Here is a 25,407-nt window from a genome sequence, read left to right as displayed (position 1 = left end):
AGGCGGTATGACAAAGCTTACAGTAAAAGCACTTAGTGACGAAATTGGAACTCCAGTTGACCGCTTACTTCAGCAATTTTCAGATGCCGGTATTAATAAAGAAGATGGAGATTCTGTTTCTGAAGGTGAAAAGCAATCATTGCTTGTTCACCTAAAGAAAGAGCATGGTAGCGCTGATGAAAGCGCATCGCCAACCCGTCTAACTCTTCAACGTAAGACTCGTAGTACATTAAGTGTTGCGAGTACTGGCGGAAAAAGTAAAGATGTGCAAGTTGAAGTGCGTAAAAAACGTACTTATGTAAAAGCAAGCACGCTTGAAGAAGAGAAAAAGACTGAGCAGCTGAAAATAGAAGCTGAAGAGCAAGAAAAACGTGATGCAGAGGATGCTGCAGTTCGCGAAGTTGAACAGAAAGCACAACGTGAAGCGGAAGAGAAAGCTAAACGCGATGCTGAAGCAGAGGTTAAGGCGAAGCGTGAAGCTGAAGAGAAAGCGAAGCGTGCTAAGACTGAAAAGGCTAAAAAAGAAATGACTACTAAAAATAATCAAGTAAAACAAGAAGCTGACGAACTTAAACTACGTCAGGAACAAGAAGCAACTCGTAAAGCAGAAGCAGAAGCTGCAAAACTAGTTGAAGATGCTCGTAAATTGGCTGAAGAAAATGAAAGCCGTTGGAAAGAAGAAGAGCAGAAGAAATCAGCAGCTGAAAAAACTGCCGATTACCACATTACAACTTCATCTCATGCTCGTGAAGCAGAAGATGCAGCTGACCGCAAGGATGAGCAACAGCCTCGTCGTCGTAAAAAGAAAGCAAAACCTGCAGAAACATCTCGCGGTGGTCGTAATCAACGTGGCGGTCGTAACAAGAAACCTCAAGTTAATAAGCCAAGTTCAATGCAGCATGGTTTTGATAAGTCAGCAACGGTTGCTAAGCAAGATGTTGCGATTGGCGAAACTATTGTTGTTTCTGAACTGGCAAATAAAATGTCAGTTAAAGCAACTGAAGTTATTAAAGTTATGATGAAGATGGGCGCTATGGCGACTATCAACCAAGTTATTGACCAAGAAACAGCGGCTCTAGTTGCTGAAGAAATGGGTCACAAAGTGGTTCTTCGTAAAGAAAACGAATTAGAAGAAGCGGTACTGTCTGATCGTGATAACAGTGCAGCGGTTGAAGGCCGTGCTCCTGTAGTTACTATCATGGGTCACGTTGACCACGGTAAAACTTCTACACTAGATTATATTCGTCGTGCACATGTTGCTGACGCAGAAGCTGGTGGTATTACACAACACATCGGTGCATACCACGTTGAAACTGACAACGGAATGATCACTTTCCTTGATACTCCAGGACACGCCGCGTTTACAGCTATGCGTGCTCGTGGTGCTCAAGCGACAGATATCGTTGTTCTTGTAGTTGCTGCAGATGATGGTGTTATGCCACAAACAATCGAAGCTATCCAACACGCAAAAGCGGCTGGTGTACCTCTGATTGTTGCAGTAAACAAGATCGATAAAGAAGGCGCTAACCCTGATAACGTTAAAAATGAGCTTGCTCAATATGACGTTATTCCAGAGGAGTGGGGCGGTGAGAACATCTTTGTACATATCTCTGCGAAGCAAGGTACTAACATTGATGGTCTTCTAGAATCTATTCTTCTTCAATCTGAAGTACTTGAATTAACAGCTGTTAAAGAAGGTATGGCGTCAGGTGTTGTTGTTGAATCTCGTCTAGATAAAGGCCGTGGCCCAGTTGCTACTGTTCTTGTTCAATCAGGTACTCTTAACAAAGGCGATATCGTACTTTGTGGTCAAGAGTATGGCCGTGTTCGTGCTATGCGCGATGAAAACGGTAAAGACATTGAAACTGCGGGTCCTTCTATTCCGGTAGAAATCCTTGGTCTTTCTGGTGTTCCAGCATCAGGTGACGAAGCAACAGTTGTTCGTGATGAGCGTAAAGCTCGTGAAGTAGCGAACTACCGTCAAGGTAAATTCCGTGATATCAAACTAGCACGTCAACAGAAATCGAAACTAGAAAACATGTTTGCAAACATGGAAGCTGGTGAAGTTGCTGAATGTAACGTTGTACTTAAAGCGGACGTTCAAGGTTCTGTAGAAGCGATTGCTGATTCACTACTTAAACTGTCTACTGACGAAGTGAAAGTGAACATCATAGGTTCTGGTGTTGGTGGTATTACAGAAACTGATGCATCACTTGCAGCAGCGTCTAATGCAATCCTTCTAGGCTTCAACGTACGTGCTGATGCAACTGCTCGCCGTATGATTGAAAATGAAAACCTAGACCTTCGTTACTACTCAATTATTTACCAATTGATTGACGAAGTTAAACAAGCTATGGGTGGCATGCTTGCTCCTGAGTTCCGTCAAGAAATCATTGGTCTTGCACAAGTACGTGAAGTATTTAAATCACCGAAACTAGGTGCTGTTGCTGGTTGTATGGTTACTGAAGGTACTATTAAGCGTAACAACCCAATTCGTGTTTTACGTGACAATATCGTAATTTACGAAGGTGAACTAGAGTCACTACGTCGCTTTAAAGATGACATGCCAGAAGTTAAGAATGGCTACGAATGTGGTATCGGCGTTAAGAACTACAATGATGTTCGCGTTGGTGACCAAATCGAAGTATTTGAAATTGTTGAAATTCAACGTACTCTTGATTAATTGACTATAATTACGCCTATTATTCAATGAAGTAATAGGGTAATCGGTTGTTAAATACACCATGGGGGGCTGGTTATTACCACGCCCCCCATCTTTCTAAGTGAGAAATGATATGTCAAAAGAATTTAGCCGCGCACAACGTGTGTCGCAACAATTACAAAAAGAATTAGCGGTAATCCTACAGCGTGAAGTTCGTGATTCTCGTATCGGAATGGTTACTATTTCAGATGTTGAAGTATCTCGTGACCTTGCTTATGCAAAAGTATTCGTTACTTTCTTCTGTGTTGGTGATCAAACACCTGAAACATGCCTAGCTGCATTGAAAGAGCATGAAGTACCTGTTCGAATGATGCTTGGTAAGCGTATTCGCCACCGTCTAACTCCAGAAGTTCGTTTTACTTACGACAATACTCTTGTCGAAGGTATGCGTATGTCTAATTTAGTAACCGATGTGATGAATAGCGATAAGCGTAAAATGGCAGAATCAGGTCGCACTGAATCTGACGAAGGAGAAGAGTAATGGCTCGTCGTCGTAAGGGTCGTCCTATTGATGGTGTTATCTTAATTGATAAACCGGCAGGAATTACGTCGAACGATACATTGCAAAAAGTAAAACGCATCTACTTTGCAGAGAAAGCAGGCCATACTGGTGCGCTTGATCCTCTTGCGACAGGTATGCTACCTCTTTGTTTTGGTGAAGCGACGAAGTTCTCTCAGTTTTTATTAGATTCTGATAAACGCTATCGTGTGGTTGCGAAGCTTGGTGAACGTACTAATACATCAGATTCTGATGGTGAAGTTGTTCAAACACGCGAAGTGAAGGTTGACCGTGGTCAGCTTGAGCGTTGCATTGCTAAATTTCGTGGCACAACAGATCAAATCCCATCAATGTTTTCTGCGTTAAAACATGAAGGTCGCCCTTTGTATGAATACGCACGAGAAGGCATTGAAGTTCCTCGTAAATCTCGTAAAATCACGGTTTATTCAATTGAATTAATTCGTTTTGAAGGCCATGAAGTTGAGATGGAAGTGCATTGCTCTAAAGGCACTTACATTCGTACAATTACGGATGACCTTGGTGAAATGTTAGGCTGTGGTGCTCACGTTACGTATTTACGTCGTACTGGTGTATCAAATTACCCATATGAGAATATGGTAACAATTGAGTATCTTGAAGCTTTATTGGAACAAGCACATCGTGAAGAAATTGCACCTCGTGAGCTACTTGATCCGTTACTAATGCCTATGGATTCTGCAGTTCAAGATTTACCAGAAGTAAACATGATCCCAGAATTGGCTGACCATGTTTTACATGGACAACCAGTTCAAGTGTTTGGTGCTCCTCAAGAGGGTATCGTGCGAATGACTTCAGGTGAAGAACGTTTATTTATTGGTATTGGACATATTGATAATGACGGTCGTGTTGCACCGAAGCGTTTAGTTGTTTTCAGAGATGAAGTCGAAGAAGATAAATAAACACTTTTGAAGTGTCCTGATTGAGAAAGAGTAAAGCCTTGCGGTTTTACTCTTTTTTTTATTGCTTTATTATTGTTCATCCGTATAATTCGCCCTTCACGTAGTGGCTGAATCAGAGATTGGCTGCTGCAAATATTAAACACTCTTACTCAGGAGAGATTTATGTCTCTGAATGCAGAAACTAAAGCAGCAATCGTTGCAGAATACGCACAATCTGAAGGCGATACAGGTTCACCAGAAGTACAAGTAGCACTACTTACTGCTTCTATCAACCACCTTCAAGGTCACTTTGCTAATCACAAGCACGATCACCACAGCCGTCGTGGTCTATTACGTATGGTTTCAAGCCGTCGTAAGCTTCTTGATTACCTTAAAGGTAAAAACAGTACTCGTTACCAAGATCTAATCAAACGTCTAGGCCTACGTCGCTAATTTGCGATGTCTGTAAAGACAGTTTGACAAAAAGGAGCGTTTATCGCTCCTTTTTTTGTGTCTGCAATTCCCCTTTTTCATTTCTGAACCTCGCATATTGCCCTGATTGGGGTATACTATGGCGGTTGAAATCGCAGTGTGCGTTTTTAACTTTATAATTTCATTCAGCTATTACAGTCACCGAAGTCGGCCACTAGGTCGCGACTATTACAAGTTATCTTTAGCTAAGTAAGTTTGTACTAGTCGCGATTGGTAATAGGTGAATTATCACTTAAATTTTCTTAATTTTAGCTAGAAATAGTTAGATAATTAGGAATAAAGGAAAAATAATGTTCGCGAATCCAGTCGTAAAATCATTCCAGTACGGTAACCACACCGTAACTCTAGAAACGGGCGTAATGGCTCGTCAAGCAACTGCTGCTGTTATGGCAAGCATGGACGATACTTCAGTATTCGTTTCTGTTGTAGCTAAAAAAGACGCAGTACCAGGCCAAGATTTCTTCCCACTAACAGTAAACTACCAAGAGCGTACTTACGCTGCTGGTAAAATTCCTGGTGGTTTCTTCAAACGTGAAGGTCGTCCTTCTGAAGGCGAAACACTAACGGCTCGTCTAATCGACCGTCCAATTCGTCCGCTTTTCCCAAGTGCGTTTAAAAACGAAGTTCAAGTTATCGCTACGGTTGTTTCTATCAACCCTGACGTAAACCCAGACATGATCACTATGATCGCAACTTCTGCTGCACTTTCTATCGCTGGTGTACCATTCAACGGTCCTATCGGTGCTGCACGTGTTGGCCACATCAACGGTGAGTTAGTTCTGAACCCATCAAACACTGAGCTTGAAAATTCTAAACTAGACCTAGTTGTGTCTGGTACAGAAGGCGCAGTATTAATGGTTGAATCAGAAGCTGATAACCTATCTGAAGAAGAAATGCTTTCTGCTGTTGTATTTGGTCACGATCAACAACAAGTAGTAATCAAAGCTATCAACGAATTTGCTGCTGAAGTTGCAACTCCGTCTTGGAACTGGGAAGCACCTGTAGTTAACGCTGAGCTTAAAGCTCAAGTTGCTGAACTTGCAGAAACTCGTCTTTCTGAAGCGTACCAAATCACTGAGAAAATGGCACGTTACGAGCAAGTAGGTGCTATCAAAACTGAAGCTGTTGAAGCACTTCTAGCTCAAAATGAAGAACTAGACGAGCGCGAAATCCGCGGCATGCTTGGTTCTCTAGAGAAAAACGTTGTACGTAGCCGCATTATTGCTGGTCACCCACGTATTGATGGCCGTGAAAAAGACATGGTTCGTGCGCTAGACGTACGTACTGGTGTACTTCCACGTACACACGGTTCTTCTCTATTCACTCGTGGTGAAACTCAAGCACTTGTTACTGCAACGCTTGGTACACAACGTGATGCACAAATCATCGACAGCCTAATGGGTGAGAAGAAAGATCACTTCCTTCTACATTACAACTTCCCTCCATATTGTGTAGGTGAAACTGGCTTTGTTGGTTCTCCTAAGCGTCGTGAAATCGGTCACGGTAAACTAGCTAAACGCGGTATCGCAGCAGTTATGCCTTCTGTTGAAGAATTCCCATACACAGTACGTGTTGTATCGGAAATCACTGAATCTAACGGTTCATCTTCAATGGCTTCTGTATGTGGTACATCTCTAGCGCTTATGGATGCTGGTGTTCCAATTAAAGCATCTGTTGCTGGTATCGCAATGGGTCTTGTTAAAGAAGGCGACGATTTCGTTGTTCTTTCTGACATCCTTGGCGACGAAGATCACCTAGGTGACATGGACTTTAAAGTAGCGGGTACTAACGAAGGTATTACTGCACTTCAAATGGACATCAAAATTGAAGGTATCACTAAAGAGATCATGCAGATCGCTCTAAACCAAGCACAAGGTGCGCGTAAGCACATCCTTACTGTTATGGATGAAGCAATCTCTGGCGCTCGTGAAGATATCTCACAATATGCTCCACGTATCCACACAATGAAAATCAGCTCTGATAAGATCAAAGATGTTATCGGTAAAGGCGGCGCAGTTATTCGTGCTCTTTGTGAAGAAACAGGTACAACTATCGAAATCGAAGACGATGGCACAATCAAAATCGCTGCGACTGAAGGAACTGCTGCTAAAGAAGCTATCCGTCGTATCGAAGAAATTACTGCTGAAGTTGAAGTGGGTAAAATCTACCCAGGTAAAGTTATGCGTATCGTTGATTTCGGTGCATTCGTAACGGTTCTTGGTCCTAAAGAAGGTCTAGTTCACATTTCTCAAATTGCAGAAGAGCGTATTGAGAAAGTGGCAGATCACCTACAAGTTGGTCAAGAAGTTCAAACTAAAGTACTAGAAATAGACCGTCAAGGTCGTATCCGTCTAAGTATTAAAGAAGCAAATGCTGAGCTAAACCCAGTAGCTGCTGCTGAAGTTAAAGACGCAGAATAATCTGATTGATTACAGTCTTTTGATTTAAAGCGTGTTATAAAGGGAGCAGAAATGCTCCCTTTTCTTTTAATTGATACTCTAAAAAAGGTATCGTTATAGTTAAAAGATTAGGTTTATCATTAGGAGAGAATGAGTGAATTGGATTCAAGTTGCGTGTATGGGCGCAGTATTAGTATTATCAGGGTGTGCGTCTACGGAGAATTCTTCTAGTTGGATTTATCCACCAATGGCTGTTCCTTTACAAGCCAGTATTCAGCAAGAGATTCAACTTTCACGCTTGGATCAGCTTTTATTACGTTCTGATATTGATGACATAACCCGCTCAAAGATGTTTTATGAGCGTGGCTTAATAAACGATAGTTTAGGATTGCGAGATCTTGCTCGTGTAGATTTTACTCAGTCACTAAATTTAAAGCCAGATCAAAGTAATGTTTTTAATATTTTGGGTGTTTATTATACTCAAAATACCGACTTTGATGGAGCTTATGAGGCGCTCGACTCTGCATTAGAGCTTGACCCAACAAATCAATTTGCAGAGCGTAATTTAGCTATCGCGCTCTATTACGGTCAGCGTTATGATCAGGCGTATGAGATCGCACTAAAACACTATAATGATGCCCCAATGGATCCATATCGTGCAGTTTGGCTTTACTGGATTGGTCTTGAAATAGATCCGATTAAGGCAACAGAACAATTTAGAACGCAATATCTGCAAAGAGTTGGTGAAGATTTTGGTTGGGAGCTTGCAGGGGTGATCCTGAAAGAAACACCAGATGATGTATTTTTAAAAGAAATTATAAGTGGAACTCGAACTAACCTTGCTCTTGCGGAGAAACTGACGGAAGGGTATTTTTATTTAGCAAAACGTTATCAATATGAAGGTGATTATTCAGATGCTATTGCTTTATATAAACTAGCGATGGCAGGTAATGTGTATGAGTTTGTCGAACATCGTTATGCGTTTGTTGAGTTAGGTAATATCTATAAAGCTTTACGTGAGCAGCAAGAACAGAAGATAAAAGAGCAAGCAGCTTTAAAGTCTGAATAAGCTCAGTCCTTAACATAATTGAACAATCTAAATAAAAGCCCTTAATCGCAGAAGTAAGGGCTTTTTTGTTAGGTTATATTTTAATATCAAGGCCTGCAATATTATGCCAATAGCCGTTACAGTGACGGGCATCCTTCAACGCAAATTTTTCAGTACCAGTCTCATTAGCTTTAAACTTTGATACTTCACTAAAGGTTTCAACACTTAATGGGCTTAAACGAACAACGTCAACAAGTTCATTCATGCTTGGTAGATCATTAATTAAGTTATAGCAATAACCTGATTGGGTTTGAATGCCATTTAGCGTAAACACTTCTTGCCCTTCTTGGCTATTTACCGTGATGCCATTTGGGTACTTAATGCAGCAGGTTTCACATTCATCTTTAGGCTTATTTTCAGCTCTTGCGGTAAAGCAACGTGCAGAATAAGCTAAAGGAAGATAGCCATAACTAAATACTTCGGTTTCAAACTTCCCTTTAATTCCTAAATCATCGCATTGCATTAATACGTTTTGTAGCCATTCACGAGAAAGCTCTACAGGCATGCACCAACGAGTCATGCCTTGCTTTAAAAACAGATTGAGTGTCTGAGCGTTATAGCAATTAATGGCAGGACCAACAACAAAAGGGATTTTACTTTCAGAGGCAAGTTGAATAGCTGATACATCGTTAGCTTCAATAATGAAGTCACCGTTATCTATGTATTTTTTCATTACATTGACTTCACTCGGTGCCTCTAGTAGTGCCATAGTAGATAGAACAACCTGTTTGCCTGAGTCAGAGATCTCTTTTGCAATAGAGAACCAATCTTTAGGTCTCATTTCTCGGCGTTTCGAACAAACACTTTCACCTAAGTAAATAATATCAGTTTCGCTATTGATCGCTTTTTGATAAAACGATTCAATATTTTCTTTAGACCAAAAATACAAAAGTGGACCTAATGCATATTTCATAATGTTCTCCTATTGCCACTTCTTATGATAAGCACCAAGGGTTGTTTGAGTCCCTTCTGATACATTTGCGAGAGTTGCATCCCATTTCGGTTCAACAGAGTAACTGTCAGGATCTGCTTTATAGCGATCAATGGCTGCTCGCCAAGTTCGAGTTACTTGTTCGACATAAGCTGGGCTACGTTGACGGCCTTCAATTTTTACAGAAGCAACATTAGCAGCAAATAGTTCAGGAACCAGGGACAGAGTATTTAAACTGGTCGGCTCTTCTAGTGCATGAAAAGTTTTACCTTGAACCCTCAAAGCGACCTTTGCATAGAGTAGGGTAACCAGCATTCTCTCCTTCACCGTAACGATCAATAAGAATATCATTCAAACGAGATTCTAGACCATTTTCTGTTTCTTGCCAGCGGACGTATTTAGCAGGAGAACAAGCTCCGACGGTATTTGGTGATTCGCCTGTCATGTAAGAAGATAAATAGCAGCGGCCTTCAGACATAATGCATAAACTACCAAAAGCGAAAACTTCAAGATCAACATTAGAAGTTAAATTGCGTGATAGTTGCTTAACTTGATGAATAGATAATACACGAGGTAATACAACGCGTTTAATATTGAAGTTCTTTTTATAGAAATCAATAGCAGCAACGTTAGTAGCAGAGGCTTGAACAGATAAATGTAACTCTAGCTCTGGGTAAGTATTCGCAGCGTATTCTAGAACGCCAATGTCAGAAATGATTAATGCATCAATCCCCATCGCTGCGGCATTATCCACCGCTTTTGTCCAACGATTGAACCCATCAGGATGAGCAAAAGTATTTAATGCAACATGAATATGCTTACTATTATCATGAACATATTGCACGGCCTTCTCAAGCTTTTTACCTGTAAAGTTCAAGCCTGCAAAATGGCGAGCATTTGTATCGTCTTTAAAACCGATATAAACGGCATCGGCACCGCAATCAATCGCGGTTTTTAGAGCAGGTAAATTACCAGCTGGGCAGAGGAGTTCCATAAGAATACCTAGTTACAAAAATCTGATGCTCTATGATAATGATAAGATGATTTGTAAACTTGATATAAGGCAGGTTTTTAGTTGTTTTGTTATCTAAGTAAAGACTTGGAATGAAATAAGATTAAATATAGATATTTATTCTTTATTAGTCGCTAATAGACTGTAATACCTAGAAAGTGGTGGGTACCTCCTAGGTATTAAGTATCAATTTTTATTACTATCTAGAGCGTTTACTTTGTACTAATAACGCTTCAATCTCATGTTTTGGTTGGGGTTTGTGGAAATGAAATCCTTGAATGGAATCACAATTTAAGCTAGATAAAAGCATTGCTTGTTGTCGTGTTTCTACTCCTTCTGCCACAATATCCATATCAAGGTTTTTTCCTAAATTAATCACATTTTCAATAATCGTGATCTGTTTTGGCAATGTATCAATCTCATTAATAAACCCACGGTCAATTTTTAATTCATCAAGTGGGAAGCGTGCAAGGTAAGCTAAGGAAGAGTAACCTGTACCAAAGTCATCAATTGATAAAGTAAAACCAAGTTTTTTGATTGCATCAAGCATTTGAATCGCATGCTCTCCATCGCTCATTACTGCGCTTTCGGTTAACTCGAGAGTGATATCGTTTGGGTCTACTTGAGTCGTTTTTAGTAATCTCTCCATATATTCAAGGAGTAGAGGGTTACCAAACTGCTCTGGAGATAAGTTGATGGCAATTCGACCAGGTAAAATCCCTTGGCTTTTCCATTCTTTAACTGTTTGAAAAACTTCACGCATGACTACTTTTCCTAGCGTTTCAATTAACCCTGAGCGCTCAGCAACAGGAATGAAACGGGCAGGACTGATATAACCTTCAACAGGATGCTTCCAACGGACTAAAGCTTCTGCGCCATTAATTCTGAAGTCACGAGCACTAACTTTTGGCTGATACCAAACTTCTAAGCCATTATTTTGCAGGGCTTTTTGAAGTTCAATTTCAAGCCAGAGGCGCATTCTCGCTTCTTTATTCATTTGGTCATGGAATTTTATCAAACGATTTCGACCACGATCTTTTGCTTCATACATCGCTGTATCTGCATTTTGCAGTAAGCTGCGAGCATCTGTGCCATCCGTTGGGTATTGAACACTACCGATAGAGCAAGCAAGACGTTTTGAAAAGTGAACTAAATCAAAAGGCTGGTTTATTAGTTTAATGATTTTTTCAGCTAGTTGATCAAGGATTTGGTTATGCTCTGGTTTAGGGAAAAGAATACCAAACTCATCCCCCCCTAAATGTCCGACAATAGCATGTTTTGGTAGTAGCTTTTGCAAACGAGTTGAGATCTCTTTTAGAACCCGATCACCGATATGGTGGCCTAAAGAGTCATTAATATTTTTGAAATTATCGATATCTAAATAGAGCATGAAAAAAGGAATATCTTCTTTAATCATTTTTTCAATAACATGGGTAAAGCCGTGTCGATTATAAATACCGGTTAGTAGATCAACTTGAGAAAAAGTTGAAACTTGAGTGCTCTCTTCTTGTTTTTTATATTCTTTTAAGATAATTAAATGAGCAGGGCTACCTAGCACGTGAGTTTTTTCAACGGTGAGAGATACTTCTTTTTTTATTGCGCAATTGACGGTTGTTTGTACTATGATTTCTTGATCTGATGTGAGTGCTGTAATGACCTCGGATAGAGAATCTGTATCATTAGTTGACACTAGTAGTTGCTCAATATTTTCACCGACAAATTCTGTTGATTTATTAAACCCAAGTATCTTGGCTGATGCACTATTGGCAGAAACAATGGTATCGCCTTCAATTAAAATGACAGCATCAGTCAGTAATTCTGTTAATTTTTGATACTTAGTCTCACTTTCTTTTAAAGAATTTAGCAATTGTTGTCGTTCCGAAGTGTCTACAGCATGGAAGACGATGAAGGTTTTATCATCTTGTTCTATCGGAAATAAACTAAAATGTAGACTAGTTTCAAAGCGATGATCATCTAAAGTAATCTCCGCTTCAATCTTTTCTCCATTTAATGCTCGGCAATAATACTCTTTTAATGAAGAGTAAAAATGGGCACCTAAAATATCAGAATCACAACGACCAAAAAGCTCTTCACGAGTTAACCCACTGATTTCACAGTAGCGATTATTGACGCTAACGTAGTTATGTTCTGTGTCCAAAATAGCAAACAGAAATGGACTGTTGTCTGTAAGCAAAGGAAGCCAATGTTGTATTTGAGAAAGTGACATAGTGTTACCGCTTTTTAGTAAAAGAAGACAAATAACTTCCAGAATTAATAATAACTATCAGTATTTATAAGTCGAACAATAAAATATACATTGAATTAATCCCTATTTTCTACCCTAAATCAAAATAAGTCTTTTTTTTGATAAGAAACAGGTTAGATATCACTCAATCAATTTATACTTATCTATCTTATCGGCCAAATGTAATGGAAATTTAAGAGTGATTAATCAATTTCGTTCAAAACTCGTAGAAAATGCGGCATCAATTCTAAAAGTACCTACTAAATTAGTTCCTGTATCAGTACAACAGAAAGTGCTATTAGAAGGGCTAAAACAAGTGTTTCATGAAGCACTTGATGAGGGAGATTTTGAGTTTTTGGAAGACAAGTGGCTAAAAGTTTCAATTATTGATCTCGAATTGCACTGGTTTATCAGTTATCAAAATGAAAAACTGATAGTCTCGAACAAAGCAGAAGTCGAAGATGTTAGCTTTAGTGGACCGCTTAATGATTTGATTTTAATTGCGGGCCGTAAAGAAGATCCTGATACTCTGTTTTTTCAACGTCGCCTTAAAATTGAAGGTGATACAGAGCTTGGTCTTGAAGTAAAAAACTTAATGGATAGTGTTGATCTTGATTCATTACCAAAACCTTTAAACCAAGCATTAATGTCGTTGGCCAACTTTGTCCAACAAGGCTTGCAAAAGCCGGAAGTAAAAGAGACGATAAATGCTTATTAGAACTGAAGCTCCAGCGGATATTTTAACCATTGATAGATTGGTTCGAGAGACATTTGAAACGGAAGCAGAAGCTCGATTAGTGATGTCTTTACGTGAAAATAGTCATTTAACACTTTCTTTAGTTGCCTGTACAGATGAAGGTGAAGTAGTCGGTCATTGTCTTTTTAGTCCTGTTACCTTAAATGGTGAAGATCTTCATTGGCAGGGATTAGCTCCTTTATGCGTAAAAAAGGAATTTGAAAAGCAAGGTATTGCTCAATCTTTGGTGACTGAAGGATTAGAAACTCTCGCAGAGCTTGGTTTATCCAGTGTCTGTGGTATTAGGTGATCCTGCTTATTATCATCGTTTTGGTTTTGAGCCAGCGAATAAATACGGTATGAAGTGCAAGTGGGAAGAAACTGAAAGTGCGTTTATGATAAAAGCTTGTGCATCAGAGTTTCTTGAAGGAAAACACGGCTTGATTGAGTATTGCTTTGAGTTTGACTCGTTGTAATTTTTGAATCATATGTATTAGATTAATGCTTATTACCATTAATAAGCATTTATTATTACGGCTTTATTTTATTTATCTATATGCATATTTAAAGCACATCAAGTAGCATCAACTCTATAATATTGATAATATCCGTTACCTTAAATTGACAGGTGAATCAATATGCCACAGCAAGCGTTACAGTTTTTAAATGAAATGGATATTTCAGTTTGGCAAGTACGTCAAACACAATATTTTCCAACATTAGAAGCAAATACGCTCTCTGTGCCTAAAACTTGTCAGTTATTATTTATTGCTCCTGCCATTCCAACAGATCGTGATGCTTTTCTATTTGGAAAAGTGCTTGCGAGTATGAAGTTGATTCCAGAGCAGGCGCTATTTCTTCCTTCTGAGTCGTTAGAGTATTTAGGCGAGCATCATTTAACATGGTGTTGGTTTTCTGGTGTAGCACCTACTGAATTGGAAGGGGTTAGAGCATTAAGCTCCCCGCTTCTTTCTGAAATGCATACAAATACTCAATCACGACGTGATTTATGGCGACAGATTTGTTCTTATGACCATTAATATTCAACCTATTTCAGATACACATCTTGATGATATTTGGCGAATAGAGAGAGCCGCACATTCTCACCCTTGGGCAGAGTCGATGATCCGTGACCTAAATAGTCGCTGTGCACAACATCGAGTGATGCTAGATAATGATCAAGTTGTGGGTTACTTCTACGCTCAAAACGTAGTAGGTGAAGTGACTTTGCTTAATGTGGCTATTGATCCTGCATATCAACGGAAAGGATTTGGTCGTAAATTGACTGAGTTTTTTATTGATATGTGTATGGAGCAAAGTGCTGAGTCAGCTTGGCTTGAAGTACGTGAAAGTAATGTTAAAGCGATTTCTTTATATGAATCTGAAGGGTTTAATGAAGTGACTCGACGCCACGATTACTACCCAACGACTAATGGTAAAGAAGACGCGATTATCATGAGTTATATATTCTTTTAATTCGGCGCTTTAGATAATCAACGTCTTTGAGTATAATCTCGCCTAATTACATCCTTTCTGAAATCTTACAGGATTATCAACGCTTATGTCTTTTTTACAAGAAGTGGGTAAACGCAGAACGTTTGCCATCATTTCTCACCCGGATGCGGGTAAAACAACCATTACTGAAAAAGTATTATTATTCGGAAACGCTATCCAAAAAGCGGGTACGGTAAAAGGTCGTGGTTCAAACCAGCACGCAAAATCAGACTGGATGGAAATGGAAAAAGAACGTGGTATCTCGGTAACTACGTCAGTAATGCAATTTCCATTTAATGGTTGCCTTGTTAACCTTCTTGATACTCCTGGACACGAAGATTTCTCGGAAGATACCTACCGTACATTAACAGCGGTAGATTCTTGCTTGATGGTTATCGATGCAGCGAAAGGTGTCGAAGATCGTACGCGTAAATTGATGGAAGTAACGCGTTTACGTGATACGCCAATCGTTACGTTTATGAACAAAATGGACCGTGAAGTACGAGACCCAATGGAAGTGCTTGATGAAGTAGAAAGCGAGCTAGGTATGGCTTGTGCTCCTATTTCATGGCCTATCGGTTGTGGTAAAGAATTTAAAGGTGTTTACCATATTCATCGTGATGAAACGATCTTGTATCAATCTGGCCATGGCCATGAGATCCAAGAAGTTCGTACGATCAAAGGTCTTGATAACCCAGAACTAGAGCTTGCAATCGGTAACGAACTTGCGAGCAGTGTTCGAGAAGAGCTTGAACTGGTTATTGGTGCAGCGCATGAGTTTGATTTAGAGCTATTCCTTAAAGGAGAGCTAACACCAGTCTACTTTGGTACGGCACTAGGTAACTTCGGTGTTGATCATATGCTTGAAGGTTTGACTGAATGGGCTCCTGCACCACAAACGCGTGAAGCGATTGAGCGTCCAGTAGAAGCAACAGAAGAGAAGTTCTCAGGCTTTGTATTTAAGATCCAAGCAAATATGGATCCTAAACACCGTGACCGTATTGCTTTCATGCGTATCGTGTCAGGTACTTATACTCAAAGCATGAAAATGAATCACGTCCGTACAGGTAAGAGCGTTAGTATTTCTGATGCAGTAACCTTTATGGCGGGTGATCGTGCTCGTGCTGAAACGGCTTATGCGGGTGATATCATTGGTTTGCATAACCACGGTACGATTCAAATTGGTGATACCTTCACGCAAGGTGAAAACTTGAAGTTCTCAGGTATTCCAAACTTTGCTCCTGAATTATTCCGTCGTATCCGACTAAAAGATCCACTAAAGCAAAAACAATTGCTTAAAGGTCTTGTTCAGCTTTCTGAAGAAGGCGCGGTACAAGTATTCCGTCCGCTACAAAACAACGATCTTATTGTTGGTGCGGTAGGTGTGCTTCAATTTGACGTGGTTGTTTCTCGTTTGAAATCTGAATATAACGTTGAAGCTATTTACGAAGGCATTAGTGTAGCAACAGCACGTTGGGTTGAGTGCTCTGACGGTAAGATGTTAGATGACTTCCAACGTAAAAACCAAACTAACCTCGCTTTAGATGGTGGTAATAACTTAACGTATATTGCGCCAACAATGGTTAATTTGAATTTGGCATCAGAACGTTTCCCTGATGTTCAATTCAGAGCAACTCGTGAACACTAATAGAGTGTTTATCAAATAAATGAAACGGAGTCTTAGCGGGCTCCGTTTTTGTATCTATAGTTTAGTTAGTCGATGTTTTTAGTTTTTTGAATTTAGAAGGTTACTTATGTGGAAAATAATTAAACAATGGATTAAAAAATATGATGCATGGTGCACATCTCTTGGATTAACGCCTGAAAATAAACGCAGTTGTGTTCCATATAAGAAAGAAGGTGAATAATGTCATTTGAATTTATTGACTCTCATTGTCACTTGGATTTTTCTCCTTTTTCTGGAAATGAGGCCCATTATCTTCAGAAAGCCCAAGCGAAAGGTGTCAGCAAATTTATTGTTCCTAGTGTTAATCAATTCAATTGGGCTAACGTTGTCTCCTTATCGGAGCAACATGAATCGATTTATTATGCTTTAGGCATTCACCCTCTTTTTATTTCAAGTGATCATCAAGCTGAAGTGACTTCTTTAAAGCAACTTGTTAGCGAGCATAGAGGTAAGTGTGTCGCCATTGGTGAGTGCGGCTTGGATTTTTGGGATAAAGAAAGCAATCGAGATGTTCAAATTGATGTATTTCGAGAGCAATGCTTTTTAGCCAAAAACTACCAGCTTCCCTTAATTATCCACAGTCGAAAAAGTCATGATCATGTATTAAAAATATTGCGAGAAATAAAGCCAGAGAAAGGCGGTGTTATCCATGGTTTTAGTGGCAGCCTTCAGCAAGCAGAGCAATTTATTCGTTTAGGTTTTTACATTGGTGTTGGTGGTGTGATCAGTTATGAGAGAGCAATTAAGACAAAAAATGCGATATCTAAGATCCCTCTTGAGAAAATTTTATTAGAAACAGACTCGCCTGACATGCCATTAAATGGATTTCAAGGAGAGGTAAATACGCCAGATAATGTCGTAAATTTGTTCGAATATTTATCTGTGATTAGAAAAGAACCTAAGCAAACGATTGCGAATATTGTTTATAAAAATACCACCTCTTTGTTTTCAATTTGAGTTAATAGTCATTACTTTAGGTGCAATTGATGAATATTTAGAATTCAACTAGTGATAAAGCTCACAATTATGAGTGAATACATGATGTATGGACGACGAATATGTGACAACAGCATTACTTTCTTGGTGGTTCAATGAGTATAATCGCCTCCGCTAATTTGAAACACGCCAACAAATAATTTAGGGAAAACTTTAACTATGAGCCTGCTAATGAGTTTGGTTGGGATCGTAGTACTGCTAGGTATAGCTGTACTTCTTTCTGACAACCGCAAAGCAATTAATTTACGTACTGTGGGTGGTGCATTTGCTATCCAATTCTTCCTTGGCGCATTTGTACTTTATGTACCTGTGGGTCGTGATGTACTTTACGGTGCATCTGAAGCCGTTGCGAATGTAATCAACTATGGTAACCAAGGTATCGAATTCTTATTCGGTGGCCTAGTATCAGGTAAAATGTTTGAAGTATTTGGTGGCGGCGGTTTCGTATTCGCACTACGTGTACTTCCTGTAATCGTATTCTTCGCTTCACTAACAGCAGTTCTTTACTACTTAGGCATCATGCAAGTAGTTATTAACTTCCTAGGTGGCGCGCTACAAAAAGGACTTGGCACATCTCGTGCGGAATCACTGTCTGCAACAGCAAACATTTTTGTTGGTCAAACTGAAGCACCTCTAGTTGTGCGTCCGTTTGTGCCAAAAATGACTCAATCTGAGCTATTTGCAGTAATGTGTGGTGGTCTAGCTTCTGTGGCTGGTGGTGTACTTGCTGGTTATGCTTCTATGGGCGTGCCTCTAGAATACCTAATTGCAGCATCATTCATGGCTGCACCTGGTGGTCTTCTGTTTGCTAAAATTATCAAACCAGAAACAGAAACTCCAATCGATCAACTTGATGCACTTGAGAACACTGGCGACGATAAACCAGCTAACGTTATCGATGCAGCTGCTGCTGGTGCGGCAACTGGTATGCAACTTGCGTTAAACGTAGGTGCAATGCTTCTTGCTTTCATCGGTCTAATCGCTCTAATCAACGGTATCTTAGGTGGTATTGGTGGTTGGTTCGGTATGCCAGAAATTACGTTAGAGCTTATTCTTGGTTACGTATTTGCTCCACTTGCATTCCTTATCGGTGTACCGTGGGAAGAGGCAACAATCGCAGGTTCTTTCTTAGGTCAAAAATTAGTAGTTAACGAATTCGTTGCTTACTTAAACTTTGCACCATACCTAGCTGAAGGCGCTGAAGTTGTTCTTTCTGATAAAACGAAAGCAATCATTTCATTCGCACTATGTGGTTTTGCTAACTTATCTTCTGTAGCAATTCTTCTTGGTGGTCTTGGTAGCCTTGCACCAGAACGTCGTCATGACATCGCTAAGATGGGTATGAAAGCCGTTGCTGCTGGTACACTGTCTAACCTAATGTCTGCAACAATTGCAGGTCTATTCTTATCTATGTAATTTTATAGAATAGTATAGATAGGCAATTAAAAACCCGCATTTATTGCGGGTTTTTTTGTACCTGTTAGAAAATTTAAATTTGTGATGAAAAAATGAATCAATTTCACATTTTTTATGTAAAAAGATTGAGATGCAAACCGATTGCGTTACCAGAGAAAAACAATACCTAATTATTATATTGATATAATGAATCCATAATAAAAAAACAAATAGCTAGGTTTGGAAAATAAACTATGGTTAATGCATACACATAAAGAAAAGTTGAGAGTAAATTATGAATGAAGTTCTATTGTCTATCTTTGCAGGTTTAATTGTTGGCGTTGTTTTTTCAGCAATTAAATTACCAATTCCAGCTCCACCAGTATTATCAGGCGTAATGGGGATCGTCGGTGTTTACGTTGGTGCTGTTGGCTATCAATGGATTATTGAGCGTTTCTTTTCGTAATATCAGTGTGTTTATATGGAAACATGGTTTCACTAGTGCCTCTAAAGAAGTATTGATAAGATGAACCATGTTTCAACGGTGTCTCATGATGAGACGTTAGAGCGGTACTCATTCATTATATTGAAGTAAGTACTGGCGGCAAAATGGATATTGATTGGGCGTTATGCGCTCAAGTCTTCAAGGAATCAAGTCCGCTCATTTGCTGTTGAACTTAATATATGAACAGCAAAACTATCAAAAAATTTATTCTATTTTGGAGATAACAATGAGCGATTTAAAAGCAGCGGCACTACGTGCATTAAAATTAATGGATTTAACGACGCTTAATGATAACGACACAGATGAAGCGGTAATTGCATTATGTAAGAATGCAAAATCAGCAGTAGGTAATACAGCAGCAGTTTGTATTTACCCACGCTTCGTTCCTATCGCTAAGAAAACGCTGCGCGAACAAGGTACACCAGAAGTACGCATTGCAACAGTAACTAACTTCCCACATGGTAATGATGATATTGCTATCGCCGTTGCTGAAACTAAAGCAGCAGTCGCTTACGGTGCTGATGAAGTTGATGTGGTATTCCCATACCGCGCATTGATGGCTGGTGATGAAACCGTTGGTTTTGAACTAGTTAAGCAATGTAAGGAAGCATGTGGTGATATTCTTCTTAAAGTAATCATTGAAACGGGTGAACTAAAAGAAGAAGCGTTAATCAAGAAAGCATCTCAAATTTGTATCGAAGCAGGCGCTAACTTTATTAAAACATCAACAGGTAAAGTACCTGTTAATGCAACACCTGAATATGCACGCATGATGCTAGAAGTTATCCGTGATATGGACGTAGCTAAAACAGTTGGCTTTAAGCCTGCTGGCGGTGTTCGTACTGCTGAAGATGCACAAGCATACCTAGCAATGGCTGATGATATTTTAGGTGGCGATTGGGCTGATAACATGCACTACCGTTTTGGTGCATCAAGTCTACTGACTAATCTTTTAAATACATTAGAAGTAACAGAAGAAACTGCAGATCCAACTGCATACTAGTTTCTTGTTACTCGGTTTATAAGTAAGAAATAAATCGACTTAGATGAGGCATTACCGCCTCATCTACCTCAACCCTACCTATTTTAATTACCCAACCAAGATTGGGGAGGCACTAATGTATCTACCACAAGAGATTATTCGCAGAAAACGCGACAATAAAGTACTAACAACTGAAGAAATTAACTTTTTTATTCAAGGTGTTGCAAAAAATACCGTATCTGAAGGTCAAATTGCAGCATTTGCAATGGCGATTTACTTTAATGAAATGACAATGCCTGAGCGTATAGCATTAACATGTGCAATGCGTGATTCAGGAATGGTAATTGATTGGAGTCACATGAACTTTGATGGCCCTATTGTTGATAAGCATTCAACCGGTGGCGTTGGTGACGTGACTTCATTAATGCTTGGCCCAATGGTGGCGGCATGTGGTGGTTATGTTCCAATGATCTCTGGTCGTGGTTTAGGTCACACTGGCGGCACATTGGATAAATTAGAGTCAATTGCTGGCTACAACATTATGCCAAGCAACGATATCTTTGGAAAAGTAACCAAAGAAGCAGGTGTGGCGATTATTGGCCAAACAGGTGATTTAGCACCGGCTGATAAACGTGTGTATGCGACTCGTGATGTAACAGCAACGGTTGATAATATTTCATTGATCACGGCCTCTATCTTATCTAAGAAATTAGCAGCAGGTTTAGACTCGTTAGTAATGGATGTTAAAGTGGGTTCTGGTGCATTTATGCCAACTTACGAAGCATCAGAAGAGTTAGCAAAATCGATAGTTGCAGTAGCAAACGGTGCAGGAACTAAGACAACAGCATTACTTACTGATATGAACCAAGTATTGGCCTCTACAGCCGGTAATGCATTAGAAGTACGTGAAGCGATTCGTTTCTTAACTGGCGAATATCGTAACCCTCGTTTATACGAAGTAACGATGGCACTATGTGCAGAGATGCTAGTAATTGCTAACTTAGCAAAAGATGAAAAAGAAGCGCGAGCTAAATTACAAACGGTATTAGATAATGGCAAAGCAGCAGAATGCTTTGGTAAAATGGTATTTGGTCTTGGCGGTCCAAGTGACATTATTGAAAATTACGATAATCATTTAGAAAGCGCACAAATTATTAAACCTGTATTTGCAGATAAAGCCGGTTTTGTTAATGCAATGGATACTCGTGATTTAGGTATGGCAGTTGGTAGGTATGGGCGGTGGTCGTCGTGTTGCAACCGATACTATTGATTATGCGGTTGGTTTAAGTGATATGATCCGCCTTGGTCAAACAGCAGATACAGAACAACCACTAGCGATGATCCATGCTCGCAGTGAAGAACAATGGCAACAAGCCGCGGATGCTGTAAAAGCAGCAATCGTGATTAGTGATGAACAACCAGAAATGACTCCGGAAGTTTATCGCAAAATTCGCCCTGAAGATGTGTAAGGAAGAAAACATGAAACGTGCAATAATTTTAGTACTAGACTCATTTGGTATCGGTGCCGCAGGCGACGCTGAAAAATTTGGCGACGTAGGCTCAGATACTATGGGTCATATTGCTGAGCAATGTGATAAAGGCCTAGCTGATAACAGTAATCGTAAAGGTCCTTTAACTCTTCCGAACCTTTCTAAGCTTGGCTTAGCGATGGCAGGTAAAGAATCAACAGGTCAATTTGCAGCAGGTTTAGATGCAAATGCAGAGATCATTGGTGCTTATGGTCACGCAGCTGAGTTGTCTTCAGGTAAAGATACGCCTTCAGGCCACTGGGAAATCGCTGGTGTTCCAGTATTGTTTGATTGGGGTTACTTTTCTGATAAAACAAACAGCTTCCCTAAAGAACTGACTGATCGCATTCTTGCTCGTGCAAATCTTTCTGGTTATCTAGGTAACTGCCATGCATCGGGAACTCAAGTACTTGATGATTTGGGTGAAGAGCACATGAAAACAGGCATGCCAATCTTCTATACTTCTGCTGACTCAGTATTCCAAATTGCGTGTCATGAAGAGACATTTGGTTTAGATAATTTGCTAACGCTTTGTCAGATTGCTCGTGAAGAGCTTGCTGATTACAACATTGGCCGTGTAATTGCGCGTCCATTTATTGGTGAAGGTAAAGGTAAATTTGAGCGTACAGGTAATCGTCGTGATTTATCACTAGAGCCACCTGCAATAACGGTTCTGCAAAAATTAGTTGAAGAGAAAAACGGTCAAGTTCACTCAATTGGTAAGATCTCTGATATTTACGCAGGCTGCGGTATTACACAAAAAACCAAAGCAACGGGCATTCCAGCATTATTTGATGCAACTAAAGATGCGATTGAAACGGCAGGTGATAACACCATCGTATTTACTAACTTTGTCGATTTCGATTCAGCGTATGGTCACCGTCGTGATGTGGCGGGTTATGCCGCAGCGTTAGAATATTTTGATGGTCGTCTTCCTGAGATCATGGATATGCTAAAAGAAGATGATATTCTTATCCTAACGGCTGATCACGGTTGTGATCCAACATGGCCAGGAACCGATCATACACGTGAACATATTCCTGTTATTGTTTATGGTCATAAAGTACCTGCTGGCTCATTAGGGCGTCGTGAGACATTTGCAGATATTGGTCAAACCTTAGCAGAGTACTTTGAAACCTCTGATATGGAATATGGAAAATCTTTCCTATAAAAAATAATAAGCAGTAGAGCTCGCTCTGCTGCTTTTTTTCTATTTAAAGTTAAAAGAAAGGATACAAATTATGGCTACTCCACATATTAATGCTGAGATGGGTGATTTTGCAGACGTAGTACTGATGCCTGGAGACCCTATTCGTGCGAAATACATTGCAGAGACTTTTCTTGATGATGTAGTTCAAGTGTGTGACGTTCGTAATATGTACGGCTTTACAGGTACTTATAAAGGACGCAAAATCTCAGTAATGGGCCATGGTATGGGTATTCCATCATGCTCTATTTACATGACTGAGTTAGTTAAAGATTTTGGCGTTAAAAAAGTGATCCGTGTAGGTAGCTGTGGTGCAGTGAATGATGGCATCAAACTACGTGATGTTGTGATTGGTATGGGTGCATGTACTGACTCAAAGGTTAACCGTATTCGTTTTAAAGACCATGATTTTGCTGCGATTGCTGATTATGAAATGGTTCGTAATGCAGAGTTAGCAGCTCAAGCTCGTGGTATCGATGTAAAAGTGGGTAATCTTTTCTCTGCTGAACTTTTCTACACGCCAGATCCAAGTATGTTTGATTTACTAGACAAATACGGTGTTGTAGGCGTCGAGATGGAAGCTGCGGGTATGTACGGTGTTGCTGCTGAATACGGTGCAAAAGCATTAGCAATCTGCACTGTATCTGATCATATCAAAACTGGTGAGCAAACAACATCAGATGAGCGTGCAACGACATTTGATGAAATGATGTTAATTGCTCTTGATTCAGTATTGCTTGGCGACAAGTAATGTTTAGATAGAATCTAAGTAGCAATAGTTAGAAATAAAAAAGGCGATGAGGATAACTTCATCGCCTTTTTTTATGATTTTCCACCAAACAAGGTAGTAATTGGTGGTTTAGCTGATTTTTTCTTTTTACGTAGTAAAGCCATAATTAGCATTCCAGATACAAGACTGATTGCCAGCATACCAAACATCAAACGGTCACTTTTACGATAGTGGTGATTAGCAAATCCTGTCAGCGTTGATTTCTCAAAGGTAATTCTTAAAAAGCCCATTAAATGATTATCTTTTATGATTGGCTCTATTAATTGTTGGCGGCCAATACCATCGATAGAAAGCGGGGTGTTTAATCCTGTAATCTGAGAGGCGGTAAGCGCATTGTCACTTTTGGCTAAAATACCTCCTTCTGCATCATAAATCGTCGCATCAAACACTAATGATTCTTTAGCTAAATTATTGGTGAGTTGCAGTAAGCCTTCATGATTATCTTGCTTAATATTATCAACAGAAAAAAGTGCAGCTTGGCGTACCATAATCCGACTTAAGTCTTGCAATTGTTTATTTTGAATCACTTGGTTGCTGTCACTGATCACCGTACTATTGATTAAAATAAAGTAACTAAATGCCATAAGAGAAAGTAGCATTAGACCTTTGATGGCAAAATTTTGAGATAGCATCGCGAATACCACTGAAATTAGAATGAAGGAATTATACTCAATTTAAATAAAAATAGCAGTTTATGTCGTTTTAGCCTTGCTCATCTGAGCTGCAATCGGTATTTTTAAATTAGGATTAGTAAGGATACATATCATGGATACGATAACCCCACTCTCGATTAAGAAACATATAACACTTGTTAGCCGATTTATTACTTCGGTGACGACTTCTCAATTAGATATAAAATCAGTAGGTTGGATAATCTACGGCTCACATCTTTCTCCTCTTCATTTTAAAGATATAGATTTCTTTGTTGGAACTGATACCGAAATAGTTCGTACTTGGAAAGTTGGATCGTATGAAGTTGCTGCAATTGCTGGTGAACTCACACCAGAACATAAAATAATTATTGATGAACTTGGCTTAGATTATGCTGAAATAAAGAATATTCCAGATTTATCGAAACCTGGGGTCATTTTATTTGATATGGATTCTACGGCTATTGAAATCGAATGTATCGATGAAATAGCTATATTAGCAGGTGTCGGTGAGCAAGTTTCTGAAGTGACAGAGAGAGCGATGCAAGGTGGAATTAGATTTTAAAGAAAGCTTAATTCAACGAGTAGGAGCACTTGAAGGTGCAGATGAAACTATTCTAGCTAAAGTAAAGTCTGAACTTCCTTTTATGCCTGAAATTAGAGAATTGGTCGCAACGATGCAGAAGTATGGTTGGAAAGCCGCAATTGCTTCTGGCGGGTTTACTTATTTCTCCGATTATCTAAAAGAAGAATTAAATTTAGTACACGCACAATCCAATCAACTTGAAATCCTTGATGGAAAGCTGACAGGGAAAGTTATTGGAGACATTGTTAGTGCTGAAACAAAAGCAGAGATCTTAGTTGAACTAGCTGATAAATATGACATTGAGATCAGTAATACGGTCGCTGTCGGTGATGGTGCCAATGATCTGGTAATGATGGAGGCTGCTGGCCTTGGTATTGCCTATCATGCAAAACCTAAGGTTCAACAACAAGCTCAAGCTGCTATTCGTCATGCTGATTTAGGTGGAGTTGTTTGTATTCTTTCTGCTTCATTGTTATTGAATAATAAATTGAGTTGGTAGTAATGAAGAAACTAAAGCTCATGTTT

The 25,407-nt window shown here is 39.5% G+C and carries 20 protein-coding genes and 4 pseudogenes; 20 read left to right on the top strand and 4 right to left on the bottom strand.

Annotated features, from left to right (window positions below; all coding sequences use genetic code 11):
- Positions 1-7 precede the first annotated feature (7 nt).
- From infB to nlpI, 6 genes are all read left to right on the top strand, one after another.
- Entirely contained in the window at positions 8-2,683 is a 2,676-nt protein-coding gene (infB, locus tag ACU5DF_RS16190) for a translation initiation factor IF-2 (RefSeq protein WP_446713558.1), read from the top strand.
- 112 nt (positions 2,684-2,795) lie between these two features.
- On the top strand, positions 2,796-3,203 hold the full coding sequence (gene rbfA, locus ACU5DF_RS16185) for a 30S ribosome-binding factor RbfA (RefSeq protein WP_045101273.1): 408 nt from the start codon (positions 2,796-2,798) through the stop codon (positions 3,201-3,203).
- Entirely contained in the window at positions 3,203-4,159 is a 957-nt protein-coding gene (gene truB / locus ACU5DF_RS16180) for a tRNA pseudouridine(55) synthase TruB (RefSeq protein ID WP_045101274.1), read from the top strand. The genes rbfA and truB overlap by 1 nt, the downstream gene beginning before the upstream one ends.
- 162 nt (positions 4,160-4,321) lie before the next feature.
- Positions 4,322-4,591, top strand: a complete 270-nt coding sequence (gene rpsO / locus ACU5DF_RS16175; protein WP_045101275.1) for a 30S ribosomal protein S15 — start codon at positions 4,322-4,324, stop codon at positions 4,589-4,591.
- Between the two features lie 329 nt (positions 4,592-4,920).
- On the top strand, positions 4,921-7,050 hold the full coding sequence (gene pnp / locus ACU5DF_RS16170) for a polyribonucleotide nucleotidyltransferase (RefSeq protein WP_446713557.1): 2,130 nt from the start codon (positions 4,921-4,923) through the stop codon (positions 7,048-7,050).
- 133 nt (positions 7,051-7,183) lie between these two features.
- Positions 7,184-8,098 (top strand): lipoprotein NlpI, encoded by a 915-nt coding sequence (gene nlpI, locus ACU5DF_RS16165; protein ID WP_446713556.1) that lies wholly within the window; start codon positions 7,184-7,186, stop codon positions 8,096-8,098.
- A 73-nt stretch (positions 8,099-8,171) separates the two neighbouring features.
- Here the strand turns inward: nlpI and ACU5DF_RS16160 are convergent, their stop codons facing one another.
- The 3 genes and pseudogenes from ACU5DF_RS16160 to ACU5DF_RS16150 form a co-directional block, all read right to left on the bottom strand.
- Positions 8,172-9,050, bottom strand: coding sequence for a U32 family peptidase (locus ACU5DF_RS16160; RefSeq protein ID WP_446713555.1), 879 nt, complete (start codon positions 9,048-9,050; stop codon positions 8,172-8,174).
- A gap of 9 nt (positions 9,051-9,059) precedes the next feature.
- Positions 9,060-10,062, bottom strand: a pseudogene (ubiU, locus tag ACU5DF_RS16155) (ubiquinone anaerobic biosynthesis protein UbiU).
- Positions 10,063-10,279: 217 nt separating this feature from the next.
- A complete protein-coding gene (locus tag ACU5DF_RS16150) occupies positions 10,280-12,307 on the bottom strand; it encodes a sensor domain-containing protein (RefSeq protein WP_446713554.1) in 2,028 nt (675 codons plus the stop codon).
- A 217-nt stretch (positions 12,308-12,524) separates the two neighbouring features.
- On the opposite strand from ACU5DF_RS16150, the gene ubiT reads away from it, so the two are divergent.
- The 13 genes and pseudogenes from ubiT to deoD all read left to right on the top strand — a co-directional run bounded on the left by ubiT (position 12,525) and on the right by deoD (position 23,607).
- Entirely contained in the window at positions 12,525-13,043 is a 519-nt protein-coding gene (ubiT, locus tag ACU5DF_RS16145; RefSeq protein WP_446713553.1) for a ubiquinone anaerobic biosynthesis accessory factor UbiT, read from the top strand.
- Positions 13,033-13,537, top strand: a pseudogene (locus ACU5DF_RS16140) (GNAT family N-acetyltransferase). The gene ubiT and the pseudogene ACU5DF_RS16140 overlap by 11 nt, the downstream one beginning before the upstream one ends.
- Before the next feature lie 162 nt (positions 13,538-13,699).
- Positions 13,700-14,101, top strand: coding sequence for a DNA polymerase III subunit psi (locus ACU5DF_RS16135; protein ID WP_045101283.1), 402 nt, complete (start codon positions 13,700-13,702; stop codon positions 14,099-14,101).
- A complete protein-coding gene (gene rimI / locus ACU5DF_RS16130; protein ID WP_045101284.1) occupies positions 14,091-14,537 on the top strand; it encodes a ribosomal protein S18-alanine N-acetyltransferase in 447 nt (148 codons plus the stop codon). Before ACU5DF_RS16135 ends, rimI begins: the two co-directional genes overlap by 11 nt.
- 85 nt (positions 14,538-14,622) lie before the next feature.
- Complete coding sequence (prfC, locus tag ACU5DF_RS16125; RefSeq protein ID WP_446713552.1) at positions 14,623-16,203, top strand: peptide chain release factor 3; 1,581 nt, start codon at positions 14,623-14,625, stop codon at positions 16,201-16,203.
- Positions 16,204-16,309: 106 nt separating this feature from the next.
- Complete coding sequence (locus tag ACU5DF_RS23910; RefSeq protein ID WP_099047699.1) at positions 16,310-16,423, top strand: DUF5363 family protein; 114 nt, start codon at positions 16,310-16,312, stop codon at positions 16,421-16,423.
- On the top strand, positions 16,423-17,199 hold the full coding sequence (locus ACU5DF_RS16120; RefSeq protein WP_446713551.1) for a TatD family hydrolase: 777 nt from the start codon (positions 16,423-16,425) through the stop codon (positions 17,197-17,199). The genes ACU5DF_RS23910 and ACU5DF_RS16120 overlap by 1 nt, the downstream gene beginning before the upstream one ends.
- A gap of 198 nt (positions 17,200-17,397) precedes the next feature.
- Positions 17,398-18,654: a NupC/NupG family nucleoside CNT transporter gene (locus tag ACU5DF_RS16115; protein ID WP_446713550.1), complete on the top strand. Its 1,257-nt coding sequence runs from the start codon at positions 17,398-17,400 to the stop codon at positions 18,652-18,654.
- A gap of 274 nt (positions 18,655-18,928) precedes the next feature.
- The gene (locus ACU5DF_RS16110) at positions 18,929-19,099 is read left to right on the top strand and encodes a XapX domain-containing protein (protein ID WP_045101288.1); all 171 of its coding nucleotides are present in this window, start codon (positions 18,929-18,931) and stop codon (positions 19,097-19,099) included.
- 265 nt (positions 19,100-19,364) lie between these two features.
- Positions 19,365-20,141 carry a deoxyribose-phosphate aldolase gene (deoC, locus tag ACU5DF_RS16105; RefSeq protein ID WP_045101289.1) on the top strand — a complete coding sequence of 259 codons (777 nt, stop codon included), beginning with the start codon at positions 19,365-19,367 and terminating at the stop codon, positions 20,139-20,141.
- A gap of 115 nt (positions 20,142-20,256) precedes the next feature.
- Positions 20,257-21,589, top strand: a pseudogene (gene deoA, locus ACU5DF_RS16100) (thymidine phosphorylase).
- A gap of 10 nt (positions 21,590-21,599) precedes the next feature.
- Positions 21,600-22,820 carry a phosphopentomutase gene (gene deoB, locus ACU5DF_RS16095; protein ID WP_446713549.1) on the top strand — a complete coding sequence of 407 codons (1,221 nt, stop codon included), beginning with the start codon at positions 21,600-21,602 and terminating at the stop codon, positions 22,818-22,820.
- Between the two features lie 70 nt (positions 22,821-22,890).
- Positions 22,891-23,607: a purine-nucleoside phosphorylase gene (gene deoD / locus ACU5DF_RS16090; protein WP_446713548.1), complete on the top strand. Its 717-nt coding sequence runs from the start codon at positions 22,891-22,893 to the stop codon at positions 23,605-23,607.
- A gap of 71 nt (positions 23,608-23,678) precedes the next feature.
- Here the strand turns inward: deoD and ACU5DF_RS16085 are convergent, their stop codons facing one another.
- Positions 23,679-24,278, bottom strand: coding sequence for a YtjB family periplasmic protein (locus tag ACU5DF_RS16085; protein WP_446713547.1), 600 nt, complete (start codon positions 24,276-24,278; stop codon positions 23,679-23,681).
- A gap of 133 nt (positions 24,279-24,411) precedes the next feature.
- Between ACU5DF_RS16085 and serB the strand changes: the two are divergent.
- Positions 24,412-25,381, top strand: a pseudogene (gene serB, locus ACU5DF_RS16080) (phosphoserine phosphatase).
- Positions 25,382-25,407: the final 26 nt, after the last annotated feature.

This window comes from Aliivibrio wodanis (assembly GCF_052920805.1).
Note: the sequence above shows the minus strand (reverse complement) of the source record. Positions and strands in the feature narration are given on the sequence as shown.

Excerpts from the sequence above, each read along its gene's own strand:
- infB (WP_446713558.1), top strand. The coding sequence starts at position 8 with ATGACAAAGCTTACAGTAAAAGCACTTAGTGACGAAATTGGAACTCCA.
- rbfA (WP_045101273.1), top strand. The coding sequence starts at position 2,796 with ATGTCAAAAGAATTTAGCCGCGCACAACGTGTGTCGCAACAATTACAA.
- truB (WP_045101274.1), top strand. The coding sequence starts at position 3,203 with ATGGCTCGTCGTCGTAAGGGTCGTCCTATTGATGGTGTTATCTTAATT.
- rpsO (WP_045101275.1), top strand. The coding sequence starts at position 4,322 with ATGTCTCTGAATGCAGAAACTAAAGCAGCAATCGTTGCAGAATACGCA.
- pnp (WP_446713557.1), top strand. The coding sequence starts at position 4,921 with ATGTTCGCGAATCCAGTCGTAAAATCATTCCAGTACGGTAACCACACC.
- ACU5DF_RS16160 (WP_446713555.1), bottom strand. The coding sequence starts at position 9,050 with ATGAAATATGCATTAGGTCCACTTTTGTATTTTTGGTCTAAAGAAAAT.
- ACU5DF_RS16150 (WP_446713554.1), bottom strand. The coding sequence starts at position 12,307 with ATGTCACTTTCTCAAATACAACATTGGCTTCCTTTGCTTACAGACAAC.
- ACU5DF_RS16135 (WP_045101283.1), top strand. The coding sequence starts at position 13,700 with ATGCCACAGCAAGCGTTACAGTTTTTAAATGAAATGGATATTTCAGTT.
- rimI (WP_045101284.1), top strand. The coding sequence starts at position 14,091 with ATGACCATTAATATTCAACCTATTTCAGATACACATCTTGATGATATT.
- prfC (WP_446713552.1), top strand. The coding sequence starts at position 14,623 with ATGTCTTTTTTACAAGAAGTGGGTAAACGCAGAACGTTTGCCATCATT.
- ACU5DF_RS23910 (WP_099047699.1), top strand. The coding sequence starts at position 16,310 with ATGTGGAAAATAATTAAACAATGGATTAAAAAATATGATGCATGGTGC.
- ACU5DF_RS16120 (WP_446713551.1), top strand. The coding sequence starts at position 16,423 with ATGTCATTTGAATTTATTGACTCTCATTGTCACTTGGATTTTTCTCCT.
- ACU5DF_RS16115 (WP_446713550.1), top strand. The coding sequence starts at position 17,398 with ATGAGCCTGCTAATGAGTTTGGTTGGGATCGTAGTACTGCTAGGTATA.
- ACU5DF_RS16110 (WP_045101288.1), top strand. The coding sequence starts at position 18,929 with ATGAATGAAGTTCTATTGTCTATCTTTGCAGGTTTAATTGTTGGCGTT.
- deoC (WP_045101289.1), top strand. The coding sequence starts at position 19,365 with ATGAGCGATTTAAAAGCAGCGGCACTACGTGCATTAAAATTAATGGAT.
- deoB (WP_446713549.1), top strand. The coding sequence starts at position 21,600 with ATGAAACGTGCAATAATTTTAGTACTAGACTCATTTGGTATCGGTGCC.
- deoD (WP_446713548.1), top strand. The coding sequence starts at position 22,891 with ATGGCTACTCCACATATTAATGCTGAGATGGGTGATTTTGCAGACGTA.
- ACU5DF_RS16085 (WP_446713547.1), bottom strand. The coding sequence starts at position 24,278 with ATGCTATCTCAAAATTTTGCCATCAAAGGTCTAATGCTACTTTCTCTT.